The sequence below is a fragment of the Streptomyces sp. XY431 genome, assembly GCF_001279805.1.
Taxonomy (GTDB): domain Bacteria; phylum Actinomycetota; class Actinomycetes; order Streptomycetales; family Streptomycetaceae; genus Kitasatospora; species Kitasatospora purpeofusca.
Window position 1 is genome coordinate 33,026 of sequence record NZ_LGDO01000478.1, and the last position, 14,602, is coordinate 47,627.

14 protein-coding genes and 2 pseudogenes are annotated in these 14,602 nt (G+C 73.1%); 11 read left to right on the forward strand and 5 right to left on the reverse strand.

What is annotated here, in order from left to right:
- Positions 1 to 13 precede the first annotated feature (13 nt).
- From ADK60_RS30765 to ADK60_RS30790, 6 genes are all read left to right on the forward strand, one after another.
- Positions 14 to 367 carry an ArsR/SmtB family transcription factor gene (locus ADK60_RS30765; RefSeq protein WP_045944218.1) on the forward strand — a complete coding sequence of 118 codons (354 nt, stop codon included), beginning with the start codon at positions 14 to 16 and terminating at the stop codon, positions 365 to 367.
- Between the two features lie 42 nt (positions 368 to 409).
- Entirely contained in the window at positions 410 to 1,162 is a 753-nt protein-coding gene (locus tag ADK60_RS30770) for a tyrosine-protein phosphatase (RefSeq protein ID WP_053650301.1), read from the forward strand.
- 350 nt (positions 1,163 to 1,512) lie between these two features.
- Entirely contained in the window at positions 1,513 to 1,920 is a 408-nt protein-coding gene (locus ADK60_RS30775; RefSeq protein WP_045944216.1) for a hypothetical protein, read from the forward strand.
- A gap of 142 nt (positions 1,921 to 2,062) precedes the next feature.
- Entirely contained in the window at positions 2,063 to 2,929 is an 867-nt protein-coding gene (locus tag ADK60_RS30780) for an ATP-binding cassette domain-containing protein (protein WP_063783306.1), read from the forward strand.
- 1 nt (position 2,930) lies between these two features.
- Positions 2,931 to 4,241 (forward strand): DUF7224 domain-containing protein, encoded by a 1,311-nt coding sequence (locus ADK60_RS30785; RefSeq protein ID WP_053650302.1) that lies wholly within the window; start codon positions 2,931 to 2,933, stop codon positions 4,239 to 4,241.
- 23 nt (positions 4,242 to 4,264) lie between these two features.
- The gene (locus tag ADK60_RS30790; protein ID WP_234371352.1) at positions 4,265 to 4,843 is read left to right on the forward strand and encodes a hypothetical protein; all 579 of its coding nucleotides are present in this window, start codon (positions 4,265 to 4,267) and stop codon (positions 4,841 to 4,843) included.
- 241 nt (positions 4,844 to 5,084) lie between these two features.
- Here ADK60_RS30790 and ADK60_RS30795 read toward each other — a convergent pair.
- Positions 5,085 to 5,885, reverse strand: a pseudogene (locus tag ADK60_RS30795) (pentapeptide repeat-containing protein); the annotation flags it as partial.
- Positions 5,886 to 6,073: 188 nt separating this feature from the next.
- Between ADK60_RS30795 and ADK60_RS30800 the strand changes: the two are divergent.
- The gene (locus tag ADK60_RS30800) at positions 6,074 to 7,768 is read left to right on the forward strand and encodes a DUF2079 domain-containing protein (RefSeq protein WP_079008818.1); all 1,695 of its coding nucleotides are present in this window, start codon (positions 6,074 to 6,076) and stop codon (positions 7,766 to 7,768) included.
- A 49-nt stretch (positions 7,769 to 7,817) separates the two neighbouring features.
- Here ADK60_RS30800 and ADK60_RS30805 read toward each other — a convergent pair whose 3' ends face one another.
- The gene (locus ADK60_RS30805) at positions 7,818 to 8,639 is read right to left on the reverse strand and encodes an SGNH/GDSL hydrolase family protein (RefSeq protein ID WP_053650304.1); all 822 of its coding nucleotides are present in this window, start codon (positions 8,637 to 8,639) and stop codon (positions 7,818 to 7,820) included.
- A 418-nt stretch (positions 8,640 to 9,057) separates the two neighbouring features.
- Positions 9,058 to 9,408 (reverse strand): annotated as a pseudogene (locus ADK60_RS30810) (winged helix-turn-helix transcriptional regulator); the annotation flags it as partial.
- A 97-nt stretch (positions 9,409 to 9,505) separates the two neighbouring features.
- On the opposite strand from ADK60_RS30810, the gene ADK60_RS30815 reads away from it, so the two are divergent.
- From ADK60_RS30815 to ADK60_RS30830, 4 genes are all read left to right on the forward strand, one after another.
- On the forward strand, positions 9,506 to 10,720 hold the full coding sequence (locus ADK60_RS30815) for a pyridoxal phosphate-dependent aminotransferase (RefSeq protein ID WP_030391220.1): 1,215 nt from the start codon (positions 9,506 to 9,508) through the stop codon (positions 10,718 to 10,720).
- 216 nt (positions 10,721 to 10,936) lie between these two features.
- Positions 10,937 to 11,161 (forward strand): type II toxin-antitoxin system VapB family antitoxin, encoded by a 225-nt coding sequence (locus ADK60_RS30820; RefSeq protein WP_053650305.1) that lies wholly within the window; start codon positions 10,937 to 10,939, stop codon positions 11,159 to 11,161.
- Positions 11,162 to 11,164: 3 nt separating this feature from the next.
- Positions 11,165 to 11,584, forward strand: coding sequence for a PIN domain-containing protein (locus ADK60_RS30825; RefSeq protein WP_053650306.1), 420 nt, complete (start codon positions 11,165 to 11,167; stop codon positions 11,582 to 11,584).
- Between the two features lie 119 nt (positions 11,585 to 11,703).
- A complete protein-coding gene (locus tag ADK60_RS30830; RefSeq protein WP_030391222.1) occupies positions 11,704 to 12,036 on the forward strand; it encodes a YnfA family protein in 333 nt (110 codons plus the stop codon).
- Between the two features lie 39 nt (positions 12,037 to 12,075).
- Here ADK60_RS30830 and ADK60_RS30835 read toward each other — a convergent pair whose 3' ends face one another.
- Together ADK60_RS30835 and ADK60_RS30840 are read right to left on the reverse strand one after the other, a co-directional pair.
- The gene (locus tag ADK60_RS30835; protein WP_079008819.1) at positions 12,076 to 13,740 is read right to left on the reverse strand and encodes a purple acid phosphatase family protein; all 1,665 of its coding nucleotides are present in this window, start codon (positions 13,738 to 13,740) and stop codon (positions 12,076 to 12,078) included.
- Positions 13,741 to 13,990: 250 nt separating this feature from the next.
- Positions 13,991 to 14,602 (reverse strand): MSCRAMM family protein (locus ADK60_RS30840; RefSeq protein ID WP_286185313.1); only part of this gene is annotated, 612 nt, incomplete at its 5' end.

Genomic DNA, 14,602 nt, shown 5'->3' on the forward strand with positions numbered 1-14,602 from the left:
AGGCCGACCACCGATGGCCCGAACCGCACCGCGCACCGGCTCCACCCCCGCCCGGGACCGCGTCCCCCCGCACCCCGACCTGCGGACGATCACGCTCCAGCAGGTACTGGAGGCCCTCGTCGACCCGGTGCGGCGGCAGATCGTCCGTGCGCTGCACGCGGCCGGCGAGGACCTGCCGTGCGGGGTGATCGAGCTGCCGGTCAGCAAGTCGACCGCCACCCACCACTTCCACGTCCTGCGCGAGGCCGGACTGATCCGCCAGCACTACGTGGGCACCTCGCGGATGAACGCGCTGCGGGGCGAGGAGTTCGCGGAGCGCTTCCCTGGCCTGCTGGAGGCGCTGGTCGCGGCGCCCGAGCACCCCTGAGCGACCGTCGGCCGCAGCGGACCGGCCCGATAGGGTGCGAACATGACACGCCACATCGCCTTCGAGGGACCGCACAACTTCCGTGACCTGGGCGGCTACCCGACCGCCGACGGGCGGACGGTCCGGTGGGGGCGGCTCTACCGCTCGGCCTCGCTCGGCATGCTCACCTCGCCCGCCGACCAGGAACGGTTCCGGGCGCTGGACATCGGCACCGTGATCGACCTGCGCTACCCGTGGGAGATCGCCCGCAAGGGCCGGCTGCCGGAGCTGGAGGGCGTCGCGTACCACAACCTCTCGATCGAGCACCGGCCGTACGACCAGGCCGAGATCGACCCGGACCTCGACCCGTGGCGCTACCTGGCGGATCGTTTCGCCGAGGTGGCCGAGGACGGCGTCGCGGAGATCCGCACCGTCCTGGAACTGATCGCCGACGCGGACCGGCCGGTCGTGTTCCACTGCGCCTCGGGCAAGGACCGCACCGGGCTGATCGCCGCACTGGTACTGAGCCTGCTCGGCGTCGGCGAGGACGACGTGGCTGCCGACTTCGCGCTCACCGAACTCGCCACCGCGCGGCTGGTGGCCGACTGGCACGCCGCCAACCCGGGGCGCACGCTGCGCTGGCCGGGCTTCGGACGCGCGCCGGAGGACGTGATCCGGCTCGTACTCGCGGACCTGACCGCCACCCACGGCTCGGTCCACGCCTATGCCACCGGCACGGTCGGGGTGGACGAGGCGCTGATCGGCCGGCTGCGCGCGCGGCTGCTTCCGGACCGGCCCGAGGGCGCCCAGCGGTAAGCCGGAACCAGCCAGGGCGATACCGGAGCGACAATCACATGAAAAAGGAATCGGTCGAGCAGTAGAAGAAAAGCGAACATTGCAGATCGATTTTCGCCGGAAAGGCGTTCGGTCCGGGAGATTTCGACGACCCTCGATCATCCGCTTGCCAGAGTTCCGCTCTCCGGCCACGCCTGCCCGAATGGCCGGAAAAAATAGTGCTGGCCACCTGTTCGTGCACGCTAAGGTCATTTCCGCAGGGGCTCGGCCGACCGGGTGACCGCGACCGTTACGGTCGAACCTCCGCTCGTTTCCTTCTGCCTGCATGGCGCCGCCCGACCGGCGGCGCCACCGGACTGATCGGACGGACCATGGACGCAGAGAACCGCTCCGGCCGCATGCTCCGCGGCCTGCTGGTGACCGCCGCGCTGCTCGGCTTCGCCGGCGCCACCCCTGCCCTCGCCGAGGGCTCCTGGGCGTCCTACATCAGCAGTTGGGGCCCCGGCTCGGAGTCCCGCCGATGGGCGGACAGCGACCGCGACGACGTCGCCACCTCCGTCACCTTCCAGGGCTGCCAGACCGGGAACAACGACTTCAAGGACGCCGACCTCCAGCTCTACAAGGACGTCTTCGGGCCCGACAAGGCCTACGGACACCGCTCCAACCACTGCGACACCTCCAGCTGGGGCGACCAGAGCGCCGGCGACTACTACTTCATGCTGGAGGGCGTGCGCAGCGGCTCCAGGCTCTGGGTGGACACCGTGACCACCCGGTACTGAGCACCGCCACCCGGGCCGCGCTCTTCTCCCGCCTCCACGGCCCGCCCTCACCGACTCACCCCCTCGACGTGCGGAGCCGGCGGCCGCCCCCGCCCGCCGGCACCCCGCGCCCCTTTCCCGAGCGAAATGCGTCGACCCTGCCATGGCCCTTGAATTCCAGCGCATCGAATTCCAGTACGGCCGGAAGGCCTGTCTCTTCACCGGCCTCGATCTGCGGATCGACAATCCGGCCACCGTCCTGCTCGGCCCCAACGGCGCGGGCAAATCCACCCTCATGGCCCTCGCCGCCTCGCAGTTGAGCCCGCACCGGGGGTCCGTCAGCTGGCACGGCGTCAATCCGGCGGCCGGCGCGGGCGACCGGGCGGCCTACCGGCGCGCGGTGGCCTGGCTGCCGCAGCAGATCACCCCGGTCCCGGGCCTCAGCGTGCGCGAACAGGTCGCGTACTGCGGCTGGTTGAAGGGCATGTCCAGGGCCGCCGCCTGGCGGGCCTCGGCGATGGCGCTCGCCCGGGTCGGCCTCGGCGAGCTGGCCGACCGGGCCGGACACCGGCTGTCCGGCGGCCAGTTGCGCCGGATGGGCATCGCCGGCTGCCTCGCCCACCACAGCGAACTGATCCTGATGGACGAGCCGACCGCCGGCCTCGACCCCACCCAGCGGGCGGTGTTCCGCACCCTGGTGGAGGAGTTGACGAGCGAGGTGAACGTGATCGTCTCCACCCATCAGACCGAGGACCTCATCGGGACGTACCGGCAGGTGGTGGTGCTGGACCGGGGGCAGGTCAGATTCCAGGGGGCCACCGAGGACTTCCACGCGCTGGCGGCCGAGGGCGGGACAGCGGCCGGGTCCGGGAACGGGAGGGGGTCCTCCGGGAACGGGACCGAGTACGGGACCGACGGCTCCGGCCGTCCGACGACGGCCGTCCCGGGCCGGGGAACGGGAACGGGAACCGCCGCGGGTGCGCCGAGCGCCGAGGCCGCGTACGCGCGCCTGATCGAGCGGGAGACCTGACATGCTGCTGCGCACCGTCCTGAGGGTCTCGGCGGGCACCCGGGTGCTGCCGTTCCTGCTCGGCTTCGTCCTGGTCGCGCTCGGCGACGAGCTGACCGCCTGGGTCACCCCGGCCTACGGGCTCGCCGCCGCCGGGCACGCCAGCCTCGCGCTGCCGTTCGCCTGCGCGGCCTGTGCCGCCGCCGGCGCCTGGGAGGGCGGCCGGCTGCACCGGGGCGGTGTGTTCAGCCGCTCGCCGGTGCGCTCCGCGCTGGCCATCACCACCCCGGTGCTGCTGCCGGTCGCGCTGATGGGCGGGCTCGGCATGCTCGCCGCGCTCACCACCGCGGCGCTGGCCGGCGGCACGGCGGACGGCGTGCCCCAGCCGGGCGTCCTCGCCGTCTGGGCCGGCCTGCTGCTCGCCAACACCCTGGTCGGCTCGGTCGTCGGCCGGGTGCTCGCGCCGGTGGTCGCCGTCCCGCTCGCACTGATCAGCAGCTTCGTCCTGAACGCCTACCCGGTCGCCTTCGACACCTACTGGCCGCGACACCTGGTCGGCGGCGGACTGTCCGACTGCTGCGCGGTGGACCAGGTGCTGGACGGGCGGGCGGTGGCGGCCTCGCTGGCCTTCTCCGGGGCGGTCTGCGCGGCTGCGGTCCTGCTGGTCCGACGGCGCGGGAGCCCGCTCGCCCTCGCCGCCGCGCTCGCGGTCACGGCGGGCGGGGTCGCGCTGGGCGGCTGGACCGCCCGCGACCTCGGCCCCGAACCGGTGCGCCCCCGGTCCTCCGCCGCGCTGCGCTGCGACTCCGGACAGCCGCGCGTCTGCCTCTGGCCCGAGCTCGGCGCCGCCCGCTCGGTGCTGGTCCGCGAGGAGGTCCGGCGGACGACCGAGGTCCTGGCCGGACGCGGCGTCCCCGTCCCGGCGGTGTTCACCATGGCCGCCCGGCCCGGTCCGGGCGAGGCCGGGCTCGGGGTCCCGACCGACGCGCGGGCGCCGGACGTCACCGCCGCCGTGGTCGGCGGACTGCTCCCCCGCACCCCGGACTGCGCCCGCCGGGGCGACCCCTACCCCGCCGCGGCCGCCACCGGCACGGCCACCGCCTGGCTCACCGCCACCGCGACCGCCACCGCGACCGGGGCCACCGGAACCCCCGGGGGCACCGCCGACGGCCGCTTCACCCCGGCCGACAGCACCCGCGCGGCCCAACTGCTCCAGCTGCCCGAGGCCGTCCAGCTCGCCTGGTACCGGAACACCCTGGACGCCCTGGCCGACTGCGGCACCCTGCCCCCTCCGGTCCCGCACAGCGGCGCGACGATCGGGGGTGAGCGGTGATCTGGTGGTGCAAGGCACGCGCGGTGCCGCTGCTCGTCGCCGTCCTCGCCGGGACGGTCGCCGCCGGTCTGCTCCTCGGCGACGGCGAACTGCCGGTGCCGGCGCTGCACGGCCAGGCCGGGCACTTCCTGCTCGCGCACGTGATCACGCTGCTCCCGGCGGTGTTCCTGCTGTACGGGCTGGGCCGGGGCGATCTGCGGACCGAGACCGTCGCCGGGCGATTCCTGCGCGGACTGGACGTCGGCCTCGCGCTCACCCTGGCCGCCGCCGGAGCCACCTGCGGCAGCCTCGCGTACGCCGCCGGGCAGGGGGCGCTCGCACTGGTCGTCGCCCGCAACATCGCCGGCTACCTCGGCCTCGCGCTGCTGTTCCACCCCCTGATCGGCCACCGCCCGGCCGCGGCCGCGCTCGCCGCCGTCCCCCTGGTCTGCTCGGCGGCGGGCTGGCACCCGGACGGCAGCCCCCGCCCCTGGGCCTGGCCGCTCCACCCGGCCGGCTCCCCCTACGCCCTCGCCGCGGTCGCCCTGCTGCTCCTCGCCGGGTCCGGGTGCGCGCTGTTCCGCCGACATCCCACGACCGGTCCACGCCTGCTCACCGGCTGACCCGCGCGTCGGAGCGGCCGACCCCACCGCCCCGGCCCGCTCAGCCGCGACGCGGCCTGCCCTGACGGCCGCCGCCGCCCTTCGACCGGCCGCCGGAGCCGGAACCCGAGCCGGAACCGGAACCGGAACGGGTGCCCGAGCCGGAGCCCGAACCGGAACGGGTACCGGTGCCCGAGCCCGAGCCGGCCTGCTGCCTGCGGGGCGCGCGTCCGGCCGGGGCCGCGGCGTCGACCGTCTCCGGCCAGTGCGCGGGACGCTTCAGGGCGGCCGGGAGGCGGGTGGTGGCATCGCCGCGGGCCGCGTTCAGCTGGGCCTGGGTGAGGAAGAGCGCCTCGGTCAGATCGGCGCCGGCCAGGTTCGCGTCCCTCAGGTCCGCGCCGACGAGGTCGGCGAGCCGCAGGTCGGCCCCGGACAGGTCGGCCGCGACCAGCATCGCGCCCCGGAGGTTGGCCCCACGCAGGTCCGCTCCCCGCAGGCGGGCGCCGAAGAGGTCCGCCCCCCGGTGCTCGCGCCGACGCGGCACGGCGGCCCGGACCAGTTCGCTGGCCCGGAGCAGCAGCTCGGCCACCGTCTGCCGGTGCGCGGGGACGTCGACCGCCAGGATCTCCTGCGGCGTGCCGCCGGCCAGCCGCTCCGTCTCCTCCAGGGCCCGGCGCAGCTCCCCGTGGACGGGGCGGGCCGGGGCGAAGGTGAGCGCCTCGGTGAGGTACTGGAGCAGCTCGTGCAGCTGCCGCACCACCGGGAACACCTCGTACATCGTCCGGGCGGTCTCCGGCGCCTCCCGCCAGCTGCGCCCGCCGAAGACCACCTGGGAGACCTGCTGACCGGCGCCGAAGCAGTCGTAGACGGTGCAGCCGGGGAAGCCGGTCTCGCGCAGCCGCTCGTGGATCCCGCAGGTGAAGTCGGTCCGGAGGTTGCGGCAGGGGGTGCCGGCGGCCTTGTCGACGGCGAAGTCCGTGCCGGCGGCGAACGGCAGTGCCACACAGCACAGCCCGAAGCAGCTACCGCAGTCGGAGACAAGGTTGAGGCTCGGGACGCTCACGGTGCTGTTGTTCCTCCAGGACGACGAGTGGTGCGCTGTAGAGCGTACCGACCGCTTCGAACGGCCGTCGGTTAGTGTGGTCGGCCGAACCCCAGCACCGAAGCACCGGCAGCACCGCACCGGCGCCGCAGCACCGCAACTCAGCACCGCAGCTCAGCGCACCACAGCACCAACGGAGGACCCAAGGCATGTCCCGGCACGACGTGACGCCGTACCCGGACACCGAGGGCGCCGAGGACGCCACGAGCACCATCAGCTCAGCCGGCACCGCCATCTCAGCCAACACCGCCATCTCGGCCAGCACCGACGCCGACCCGGCCGACCCCGCCGCCGAACCGGCTCTCCGGATCCCGCCGCGCGCCCGCACGCTGGGCCTCACCCTGCTCTGCTTCGCGGTCTGCCTCGCGATCGGCCTCCAGCAGTGGACCACCGCCCAGCTCGGCGGCTTCGACCTCGGGATCTTCGACCAGGGCGTGCGCGGCTACGCGCACCTCGGTCTGCCGGTCTCGACGCTGAAGAGCTTCCACCACGAGTTCCCGCCCGGCTTCTCGCTGCTCGGCGACCACTTCTCCCCCGTGATCGCGCTGATGGCACCGCTCTACTGGCTCTGGGACGACCCGCGCTCGCTGCTCCTCGGCCAGGCGCTCTGCTTCGCCGCCGGGGTGCCGCTGATCCGCCGGATCGCCGGGCGCTGCTTCGCCGACGCCGACCCGCGCACCGCCCGCCGTGCCGCCGACCTGGCCGCGCTCGCGTACGGGCTGGGGTGGCCGCTGCTGGTGGCCTCGCGCGGCGGGTTCCACGAGGTGGCCTTCGCGGTGCCGCTCACACTGCTGATGCTGGAGCGCGGGATGGCCCGGCAGTACTGGGCCTCGGCGCTGGCCGGCCTGCTGCTGTGCTGCACCAAGGAGGACATGGGCCTGGCCGTGGGCGCCTACGGCCTGGTGCTGCTGCTGCGGGCCCGGCGGGACCCGGATCCGGCCCGGCGCCGTCCGGCCGTGCGCTGGGGCGCGGGGCTGCTGCTCGGCGGTCCGCTCGCCTCGGCGGTCGCCATCGCGAAGCTGGTGCCCGCGATGGGCGGCGTGCCCGGCTACTACTGGAACTACCAGGCGCTCGGCGCGGACGGCGGCTCGGCGGTCGCCAATGTCCTGGCGGACCCGACCCGGCTGATCGCGGCCTCCTTCGACGCCCCGCTGAAGCCGCTGCTGCTGCTCTGGATCTTCGGCGCCCTGTTCGCCCTGCCGCTCCGCTCGGCGACCGTGCTGCTGGCTGTCCCGCTGCTGGCCGAGCGGGTGCTGTCCAGCAACCCGAACCACTGGTCGATCGCCCGGCACTACGACGCGTTCCTGTGGCCGATCCTGCTGGTCGCCGCGCTGGAGGTGCTGGGCCGCTGCCACGGCCGGGCGCTCACCCGGCGGCTCGGGGTGGCGGCGGCGGCCCTGACCGTCGCGGCCGCGGTGCCGCTGGGGATGGCGAACCTGTTCGTCCCGGCCTACTGGCAGCCGAAGCCGAGCGAGGCGGCACTGCTGCGCGGCGCGGCCCTGGTCCCGGACGGCGCGTCCGTGGAGGCCGACAACCAGGCGGCGCCCCGGCTGACCGCGCGGACGGACGTGGTGCTGGTGGACGAGAAGCCGCGCGGGCGCGAGTACGTGCTGATCCGCGCGGACAAGCGGTCCTTCCCGTTCCGGACCGACCGGGAGCAGGCGGAGCGGATCGAGCTGCTGCTCGCACACGGGTACCGGACGGTCTGGTCGGAGGACGGCGTGTACCTGCTGCACCGGGAGGGCACCGAGCCGGTCCCGGGCGAGCAGGTGCCCGGCCCGGACGCCGTCCCGTACCAGGACGCGGTGCCGTCGGACGTCGGCCACAACCTGTTCCGCGGCTGACCCGCCCGCGCCCGGAAGCTGCCGGTCCCGACAGTTCTGCGGCGCGGGCTCAGCCCTCGTACGGCGCCAGCTCCGCGCGCTTCGGGGCGCGGCCGTCGCCGGAGGAGCGGCCGGTGAGCCGGCGGCCGATCCAGGGGCCGAGGTGGGTGCGGACCCAGCGGGCGTCGGCGGCCAGCTTCTCGGCGCGGGTCGGCGGGGCGGTGGCCGGGAGCGGGGCGCGCCAGTCGAAGCCGGCGGGTCGGCCGAGCGACTCCAGCACCGCCTCGGCGACCCGGCGGTGGCCCTCGGGCGAGAGGTGGAGCCGGTCCTCGGCCCAGAGCCGGCGGTCGTCGAAGCAGGGCGCGGAGAACAGGTCGACCACCGCGATGCCCGGGTCCTGGGCGAGCTCGTGGACGAAGTCCTTCATCCGCAGGATCGCGGGCAGCAGCCGGGCCGAGCCGGCCATCCGGCGGGTGGGGTCGGTGCTGCTGAACATGACCACGGTGGCGCCGGTGGCGCGCAGCCGGGTGGCGGCGGAGCCGAGGAGTTCCTCGACCCGGGCGATGTCGCAGCGCGGGCGCAGCACGTCATTGAGCCCGCCGGCCAGGGTGACCAGCTCGGCGCCCAGGCCGGCGGCCCGGTCGACCTGCTCGTCGTGGATCTGGCCGATGAGCTTGCCCCGGACGGCGAGGTTGGCGTACCGGAAGCCGTCGGCCGGGTGTCCGGCCGCGTGTTCGGCCGCGTGTTCGGCCGCGAGCCGGGCGGCGAGGCGGTCGGCCCAGCCCCGGTAGTGGCCGTCGGGCAGCAGGTCGTCGCACATGCCCTCGGTGAAGGAGTCCCCGACGGCGACGTAACTGCGAAAGGCGGTGGGCGTGTTCTCCGTGTTCTCCATGGCCCGACGATCGTACGCGCGCCGTCCCGGGCCCACCCGCGTACCCCGTCCGCCCGCGCGGATCGGTGACGACTCAACGCCCGCGGCAAGCGGACGCCGATCGCCCGTTGATCGGCGGCGGGCAGAGTGGGGAACGTCGGGAGGAACGGCCGGGGGGAGGAACCGCGGGCCGTGGGCTCCGCGGCGTCCGGCCTCGGGGGTGCCGGACGCCGCGGCCACTCTCCCCACCGCCGGTCGCGGGCGCGGCGCCTCCCACACGGGCGCCCCCGCGACCGGCCACCCCATCCCACCGCGCCCCGCGGCTCGGCGGACCTCAGCCGGCGACCACCGCGGCCACCGCGTCCGCAGCACCCACTACGCCCACCGCGCCCGCGTCACCCGACGGACCCGCCCCCGCCGTGACCGCCCCGCCGGTGACCCAGTGCGTCCGCACCGCGTCGGTCGGCCGCTGCTCCCCCAGCGCGTCGAGTCCCCAGCCGCCGAGCGCCTCGACGACCGGCCGCAGCGCGGCCCCACGCCCGGTCAGCTCGTAGACGGTGGCGTTGGCCGGCCGCTCCAGGCGGCGGCGCTCGACCACGCCCTCGCTCTCCAGCTGCTTGAGCCGCGCGGCGAGGATGTCGGTGGAGACGCCGGGCAGGTCGGCGTGCAGGTCGGTGTAGCGGCGCGGGCCGGCCAGGAGTTCACGGACGATCAGGAGGCTCCAGCGCTCCCCCACCGCGTCCAGGGCGCGGGCGACGGCGCAGTACTGGTCGTAGCTTCGGCGTGACATGTGGATCAGCATAGCCAAAAGGTTGGACTTTCCAAGTGCCTACTTGGTAGAACAAAGCAACCAGGGTCGGTGTGGGGTGACGGTCGGGAGGCCGCAGATGGAGTTTCGGCAGTCCAGCAAGCTGAATGACGTGTGCTACGAGATCCGGGGGCCGGTGGTCGACCAGGCCAACGCACTGGAGGAGGCGGGGCACAGCGTGCTCCGGCTGAACACCGGGAACCCGGCCACGTTCGGCTTCGAGGCGCCGGAGGAGATCCTCCAGGACATCATCCGCAACCTCCCGCGTGCCCACGGCTACAGCGACTCGCGCGGCATCCTGCCGGCCCGCCGCGCGGTCGTGCAGTACTACCAGCAGCGCGGTGTCGACGGCGTGACCGTCAATGACGTCTACCTCGGCAACGGCGTCTCGGAGCTGATCCAGATGGCCGTCACCGCGCTGGTGGACGACGGCGACGAGGTGCTCGTGCCGATGCCGGACTACCCGCTGTGGACGGCGGTGGTCCGGCTGGCCGGCGGCAAGGCGGTGCACTACGCCTGCGACGAGCAGGCCGACTGGTTCCCCGACCTCGACGACATCGCCGCGAAGATCACCGCCCGCACCAAGGCGATCGTGGTCATCAACCCCAACAACCCCACCGGCGCCGTCTACCCGAAGGAACTGCTGGAGGGGATCCTCGACCTCGCCCGCCGGCACCAGCTGATGGTGCTGGCCGACGAGATCTACGACAAGATCCTCTACGACGACGTCGAGCACCACTGCCTGGCCGCGCTCGCCGACGACGTCCTCACCCTCACCTTCAACGGACTGTCCAAGTCCTACCGGGTGGCCGGCTTCCGCAGCGGCTGGCTGGTCGTCTCCGGCCCCAAGCAGCACGCGAGCGACTACCTGGAGGGCCTCACCATGCTCTCCGGCATGCGGCTGTGCCCGAACGTGCCCGCCCAGTACGCGGTCCAGGCCGCGCTCGGCGGCCACCAGTCGATCAACGACCTGGTCCTGCCGGGCGGCCGCCTCGCCGAACAGCGCGACGTCGCGTACCGGGCACTGAACGAGATCCCGGGCGTCAGCTGCGTCAAGCCCAAGGGCGCGCTGTACGCCTTCGCCCGACTGGACCCCGCCGTCCACCGGATCGTCGACGACGAGCGCTTCGTCCTGGACCTGCTGCTCCGCGAGAAGATCCACGTCGTCCAGGGCACCGGCTTCAACTGGCCCCGCCCCGACCACTTCCGCTTCGTCACCCTCCCCCGGGCCGACGACCTGGAGACCGCCATCAACCGCATCGGCCGCTTCCTCGCCACCTACCGCCAGGTCTGACCCCGGCCTCCCACCGCCAGGCCCGACCCGCCCGCCTTCCCCCCCGGCAGCCCCCGCGTCACCACGCGGGGGCTGCCGCACTTTCGTCGAACTCATTGCGTTAAGCAATCGACATGTAGCCACAAATATGGACATTTCAACTTGCCAATATCGCGCCCGGGCGATTAATGTGGATGACGTGGATAGATTTGCCACATCATCAACGGAGGCGCGAAAATGAGTATGACCAACGTCGACGTCGACGACGCGATCCTCGCCGAGGCCATGCGCCTCATGGGGACCAGCACCAAGAAGGACACCATCAACGGCGCCCTCGCCGACTACGTCAACCGACTGAAGCGGATCGAGGCACTGGAGAAGCTGTCCGCACGTGCGGCCCGGGGGGAGTTCGACCCGACGGAGCGGATCCATCAGGCCCGGAAGACGGGCGGGGAGGAATGACACATGAACGACCTCGGCTACCTGATCGACACCTCGGGGTTCGTCCACCTGATGCGCGATCCGGCGGCGCTCGCCCGCTGGCGAGGGCCGCTGGAGTCCGGGCTCATCAGGATCGCCAAGGTGACCAAGTCGGAGATCCTCTACTCGGCCACCGGTCCGGCGCACCGTGACGAGCTGGAGGAGGAGCTCAACGACCTCTTCGGTCCCGCGCTCGGCGTCCCGAAGGGAGGTGAGGACTGGGCCCTCAACGCCCAGTACAAGCTCACGCAGAAGGGGCAGCACCGCTCGGCCGGCACGGTGGACCTGCTGCTCTGCTCGGTCGCGGCGCACTACAACTATCCGGTGCTGCACGTGGACAACGACTTCGTCACTGTCGCGCGGGTCATCGCCGAACTCCGGGAGCGCGACGTCCGGGCGTCCTGACCCGGCTCCTGTCCGAAGCCCCCTGCCGACCGTTCGGGATTCCCGAACGATGGGCAGGGGGCTTCACGCATGTGCCCGGGCCGGAGGACGAGTGAGGGCGCACCCTAGGCTGGGCCGCTATGACCGTTCTGCGTTCTGTCGCCCTGTTCGTGCTCGCCGCGCTCGCCGAGATCGGCGGCTGCTGGCTGATCTGGCAGAGCGTGCGGGAGGCGCGGCCGTGGTGGCTCGCCGGGGTGGGGGTGGTCGTGCTCGGCGGGTACGGCTTCGTGGCGGCGCTCCAGCCGGATGCCGCCTTCGGCCGGGTGCTCGCCGCGTACGGCGGGGTGTTCGTGGCCGGCTCGCTGCTGTGGGGCGTGGTCGTGGACGGCTTCCGGCCGACTCGCTACGACGTGCTGGGCGCCCTGGTCTGCCTGGCCGGAGTCGCCGTGATCATGTACGGACCCCGGCGCTGAGCGAGCGCCGGGGTCCGCAGGTGCGTCACGAGGACGGGCCTACCAGCCCCAGCCGCCACCCTCGCCGTCGTCGTCGCGGTCGCTGTCCCAGCCCTCGCCGACCTCGCGCAGGATGGTGTAGTGGTCGACCCGGGTGCCGTCCTCCGCCAGGGCGGTGACCGTCATCTCCGACTTCTGGCCCAGGTGGGCGGGCTTGACGTCCACCTTGATGAACGAGTAGCCGGTGTAGCGCACCCGCGACCACTCCACCGTCTCGGTCACCTTGCCGCCGCCCTTGGCGAAGTAGTAGGTGTCCACCGAGTCGACGCGCTTCTCGTGGCCCTCGTAGCTGTCCGGGGCGTCGAACCTGTACAGGCTGCGGCCGGCCGCGCCCGCCGTCACATAGACCACGCCGTCCGTGGCCGGCTCGACGGTGGCGCCGCTCGGCACGGCCTTCGCGACCTTGTTTCCGAGGATCGCGTCGGTGCGCTCGTAGACGTGGTTGTGACCGTTGATCACCAGGTCCACCCGGTACTTCTCGAACAGCGGCACCCAGGCCTCGCGCACGCCGCCCTCGGAGGCGTGCTGGTGGGTGGTCGAGAAGGCGCAGTGGTGGAAGAAGACCACGACGAAGTCGACGGTCTCGTCGTTGCGCAGGTCCTTGAGGGTGCGCTCCAGCCAGCGGGTCTGCTTGCCCGCCGAGACGCCCAGGTTGGCCGGGATCTCGTAGGAGATGTCGTTGGCGTCCAGCGAGACGACGCCGACGTTCTTGTAGCGGAAGGAGTAGACGCCGGGGACGCTGCGCTTGTCCGGGCCGTTGTCCGGCAGGTAGAAGCGGGCGTTCTCGCCGCCGTAGCCGTTCGGCGAGTACCAGGCCTCCATGTCGTGGTTGCCGTAGGAGACCATCCACGGCACCTTCGAGGCGACCGTCTCGGTCTGCACCAGGAAGGCGTCCCAGGTGGTGGCGTCGAACACCGACTTGTCGGAGTCCTGGCCGGAGCCCGCCGGGTCGGCGTAGCAGATGTCGCCGGCGTGCAGGTGGAAGGCCGGGTTCTGGGCCAGGATGATGTGGTCGTTGCCCTTGGCGTGGTCGCTGACGCCCTGGTCGCCGAAGGCGGTGAAGGTGAACGGCTCGTACACCTTGCCCCAGCGGTGGTCGCGCGAGGGCGCGGTGCGGAAGGTGCCGAGGGTGGAGATCGCCTGCTGCGAGGCCGGGTCGAAGCCCTGGTGGCCGACACCGTAGTAGTAGGTGGTGTCGGGGCGCAGGTCCTCCAGCGCCACGTGCAGGTAGTACTGGTCCACGGCCTTGCCGGTGGGGGTGAGCGCCGGGGTGTGCAGGGTGCGCACCTCCGCCTCGATCTTGTGGCTGAGGTCCCACGGGTTCTTGCCGTAGCGCAGGAACGGCCGCTTCACCGGGGCCGGTACCTGCCAGGAGACCCGGAACTGGGTGTCCGGCTCGGGCCCGAAGGCGAGGTGACGCCCGATCGGGGCGACCAGCGAGCCGTCGATGCCCGCGGTGGCGCCGCCGGCCAGCAGCTGCGGCGCGACGGGGGCGGCCGAGGCGGTGCCGCCGAGGGCGCCGCCCACGGCCAGCGCGCCCACCGAGACGGCACCGGCGCGCAGCATCCGGCGGCGGGAGAAACGGGCCCGCAGGTACTCGTGCTGCTCGGCCATGCTCATGCGTTCGGCCAGCTTCGCCGGCACACCCATGTTCGGAGTTTCCATGGACAGGGACTCTCCCAGTCACGTGTTGACCGGACGCGGACGGGCGGTGAACGCACCCGGGCGCACCGGTCAGTCGAACGCCAATGTTCGACCATGGCTCGGCAAAGCCGTGCGCGGACGAATCGCTCCGCGACGGATCGGCGGACCGGACGGCGGGCCGGACGGCAGCGGGGCCGGGACCGTCCCGAGCGGGGGTGCCGCTCCGGACGGTCCCGGCCACCGGTTCACCCGGTCGGGGGAACAGCCGTCATCAGCAGTCGTCGTCCTGCTTGTTGGTGAGGGCGACGGTGACGCAGTCGTCGGCGTTCACCCGGTAGGGCCCGCTGACCGGGTCCGGCGGGAGCTGGTAGCCGGCGGGCGCGGCGGTCTCCCGCAGGTAGTACTGACCGGCCGACAGGTGGGTGAAGTCGCAGCCGCCGCCGGCCGCGGTGGTGCAGTCACCCGCCCGGATGTCCGGGTTGATGCCCAGGGTCTGCAGGCCGGGGATGCCGTTGGCCTCCCGCCACAGCTCGAACACCGCGCCGTTGAGCGGCTTGCCCGACCAGGCGTCCTTCTTGGTCAGGTGGATCGAGCCGGTGGCCGGGGGCTTCGGCGACGGGCAGTCCTTGGCGGTCACCTGGACGCCGGCCGCGGCGTTGGCCGGGGTCAGCACCAGCGGGCCGAACACCGGCTCGGCCGGCAGGTCGTAGCCGGTCGGCGCGGTGGTCTCCCGCCAGTAGTAGGTACCCACCTCCACCGTCCGACGGCAGAGGCCGTCCGCACCGGTGGTGCACGCCGCACCCACCTGGGTGTCCGGGTTCACGCCGGAAGCCTGCAGACCGGGGACGCCGTTGGTCTCCTCCCACAGGTCGAACACACCACC